2 protein-coding genes are annotated in these 2,959 nt (G+C 72.2%); one reads left to right on the top strand and one right to left on the bottom strand.

What is annotated here, in order from left to right; translation table 11 throughout:
• Nucleotides 1-67 precede the first annotated feature (67 nt).
• A complete protein-coding gene (locus ACTIGN_RS17520) occupies nt 68-1,174 on the bottom strand; it encodes a PseG/SpsG family protein (RefSeq protein ID WP_439626122.1) in 1,107 nt (368 codons plus the stop codon).
• A 779-nt stretch (nt 1,175-1,953) separates the two neighbouring features.
• On the opposite strand from ACTIGN_RS17520, the gene ACTIGN_RS17525 reads away from it, so the two are divergent.
• A complete protein-coding gene (locus tag ACTIGN_RS17525; protein ID WP_439626124.1) occupies nt 1,954-2,853 on the top strand; it encodes a ParB/RepB/Spo0J family partition protein in 900 nt (299 codons plus the stop codon).
• Nucleotides 2,854-2,959: the final 106 nt, after the last annotated feature.

Genomic DNA, 2,959 nt, shown 5'->3' on the forward strand with positions numbered 1-2,959 from the left:
ACCCCTCACCCGGCCGCGAAGCGCGGCCACCCTCTCCCGCAAGGGGAGAGGGACAGACAAATCCGCGTCACGCCGCGGCGCGGAACGGCAGCGTGGCCGGCAGCACCCCGGCGCGGCGCAGGCGGACCGGCGAGTGGAGCATGACCTCCATGCCGTTGACGATGCGGTCCGGGCCGCGGCCGTCGAACAGGTTCCGGGCGCACCGGGTCATGCCCTTCCGCTCCATCGGGTCGTCGAGGAGCGCCGCCACCGCCTCGCCCAACTGCTCGGCCCCCACAGCGGCGCTGTCGCCGAGGTACGTCGCCACGCCCTCGTCGTCCATCTTCTTGCCGTTCGCCCCGTGCCGCTGCGTCTGGCTGATGACCAGTTGCGGGATGCCGACCACGGACAGCTCCGGCCCCCACATGTCGCCGGCCGTGACCGCGAAGTGGATCCGCACGAGCCGCGTCATCAGCTCCTTCGTCTCGGTCAGCACCTCGACGGTGCCCTTCGAGTGGTCGGCGAGGTCGAGCAGCTCGTCGTACCTCGGGTGGTGCGTGCGGGCCGCGACCGACACCTTCGCGACCTTCCCGGTCGCGAGCAACTGCTGGGTGCGGGTCACCGCGTCGCCGGCGAAGTCGTCGTCGCCCATAGCGACCAGGGCGCGGAACGGGGCCGGCGGCTCGGTGGCGCGGATCGTCCGCTGGCGGCGGAACACGCCCCGGCACAGCGCGTACCGGCTGCCGAGGAGCCGCTGGCACCCGGGGCCGACGCGGTACGGCTTCCTGCCGGGGGCCAGGAGCGGGTTCACCACGAGGTCGCACTCGAACTTGATGCCGGCCGTCGAGTCGAACGCGACCACCAGGGTCCCGGTCTCGCGGAGCGCGGCGAGGTAGTCGGCGGTGATGCCCTCGCCGGCGACGACGACCGCGGCCGCGTCGTGCCGGCGGACCTGGGCCAGCGTCGCGTCGAGGTCGCGGTCCGACCCGATCATGTTCTCGGCCGGGGCCCAGTCGTTGTTCCCGCGGTTGATGACCGTGGCGAGCGACAGCGGGTCGAGGTAGCTGAAGAAGTGGGTGCCGCGCCGCCGCCGCTGGAGCGCCGCCGCCAGGGCGAGGCACTGGTACAGCGGCTCCCAGCCGCGCTCCTGGGTGCCGTCGCAACGAAACAGAATGGGACCGCGATTCGCATCCATGCGCAACGCTCCTGCACAACCCGTGTCGGTAGTAGCGCGGCGACCCGGCGACCGGCGGGCACGAGCCCGTCGGCACTCTGGTTCGGGTCGGTCCGCGGGCTCACGCCCGGGTCCGCCCGTGGTCGCCGCGAGAGCCGGTTGGTGCGGGGAACGAACGCCGCAGGGGGGGCCGACGCGGGAGCGCCGGCGGTGCGGGTTCGGGCCGAGACACCTCTTCTCCGGTGGGCCACAGCCGGTGGCCCGTGCCGCTCGATTCGTGGGTTCCGGTCCGCGAATCGGGCGGGCTCGGCCAGTGGGTTCCGGTCCACTTGCCGAACGGGCGGGATCGTAAGCCAACCCTCGCGCGGCCGACAAGGGCACTTTCCCGATTCGCGCCGCCGCCAGGGATTTCCAGCACGAACCGCGCGTCGCGCCGCGCGCGGTGCGGGACGCGCGTGGCGTCCGGCCCGCTCGCTCCCCGCGCGGATTCCGCTCCGCCAACCGGTGTGGTCGGGTGCCACTTACCCGCGCCCGCTCGCGGAGCGACGCGGACCACGCGCGACCCGCTCGGCCGGGCCACGGGCGCTCCTGCGGCCCCGAAAAAAAGCGCCGGCCGCGGGTCGTGCCGCGCGGAACGAACACGCACGCGGGGCTGGAAATTCCAGTCGCTCCTCGCGTTCCATGTGGAACGGCCGCGCCGCCCAAACCCGGCTTCCGCGGCGCGCCCGCCGTGGTATGAATTCGCCCGCTCAACCGCCCCCGGGGAATGGGGGCGACCGACCGACGAAAGGGAGTCCGGCATGGAAGCCACGATGAACAAGCCGCGCCTGGGCCGCGGCCTCAACGCCCTCCTCGGGGGCATCGCGAACGGGTCCGACGGGGCCGCCGAGAGCGGGGCCCCGGTGTGCCGCCTGGCGCTGGCCGAGATCCGCCACAACCCGCACCAGCCCCGCAAGCGGTTCGACGACGACGAACTCAAGGGGCTCATCGAGAGCGTGAAGGCCCACGGGGTGCTCCAGCCGCTCGTCGTGCGGGCCGCCGACAGCGGGTACCAGCTCATCGCCGGCGAGCGGCGGCTCCGGGCCGCGACGGCCGCGGGGCTCACCGAGGTGCCGGTCCACGTCGTCGGGTTCGACGACCAGCAGATGTTCGAGGCGGCCCTCGTCGAGAACATCCAGCGGAGCGACCTGAACGCGATCGAGAAGGCCCAGGGGTTCAAGGACTACCTGGACAAGTTCGGGATGACGCAGGAGCAGCTCGGGGCCAAGCTCGGCCTCGACCGCACCACGATCTCGAACCTGCTCGGGCTGCTGAACCTCGCGGCCGAGGTGCAGGACGCGGTCCGCAACGGGCAGATCAGCCTCGGGCACGCCAAGATCCTCAAGGGGGTCACCGAGCCCGAGCGGCAGGTCGCGCTGTGCAAAGAGACGATCATGAAGAACTACTCGGTGGCCGCGCTCGACCTCGTGGTCAAGCAGCAGCGGATCGAGGCGATCACCGCGGCGGCCGGGACCGACGGGGCCGCCCGCCGCGAGCCCGCCGAGAAGACCGCCCACGTCAAGGGCATCGAGGACGAGCTGCGGCAGAAGCTCGCGGTGAAGGTCGAGATCAAGGTGAGGGCGAAGGACAAGGGCCAGATCGTGATCGCCTTCGACTCCAACGACGACTTCGAGCGGATCCTCGAGGCGCTCAAGAAGTGACCAAGCCCGAGACCCACGCGACGTCCGCGGACCCGTGTCCGCGGGCGTCTTCGTTTGCGCCGCGTCTTGGCGAACCCTGAGCGCCAGCGAGGGAGTGCGCTTCACC

The organism is Gemmata sp. (genome assembly GCF_051859125.1).
Lineage (GTDB): Bacteria > Planctomycetota > Planctomycetia > Gemmatales > Gemmataceae > Gemmata.

Bases quoted from the DNA above. Each gene is read 5' to 3' on its own strand.
- ACTIGN_RS17520 (WP_439626122.1), bottom strand. From the start codon at position 1,174: ATGGATGCGAATCGCGGTCCCATTCTGTTTCGTTGCGACGGCACCCAG.
- ACTIGN_RS17525 (WP_439626124.1), top strand. From the start codon at position 1,954: ATGGAAGCCACGATGAACAAGCCGCGCCTGGGCCGCGGCCTCAACGCC.